This is a genomic window from Nocardioides cremeus (genome assembly GCF_030518195.1).
In the GTDB taxonomy this organism is placed as follows: domain Bacteria; phylum Actinomycetota; class Actinomycetes; order Propionibacteriales; family Nocardioidaceae; genus Nocardioides; species Nocardioides cremeus.
Map to the genome: position 1 here is coordinate 1 of NZ_JAULSC010000489.1, position 210 is coordinate 210.

At 81.0% G+C, this 210-nt stretch carries 1 pseudogene; it reads right to left on the bottom strand.

Annotated features, from left to right (window positions below):
* A pseudogene (locus tag QWJ41_RS21835) lies at nt 1-210 on the bottom strand (VanW family protein); the annotation flags it as partial.

A 210-nucleotide genomic window follows, 5' to 3' on the forward strand; every position in this document is an offset into this window, starting at 1 on the left:
CTCGTCGACGTCGACGACGGGGTCGAGCTCCTCGCCGCCGGTGTAGAAGTCCCAGAGCCGGTCGGGGGCCCAGGAGCTGCGCCCGCCGGCCGCGGCGACCGACGCGGCGTGGGCGACCGACCGGCCGAGCTCGGCCGGGTCGACCTCGCGGGGGCCGGCGCCGGGCCCCGTGAGGCTCAGCGGCGCGGCGAGGCGCTCGTCGAGGCCGGC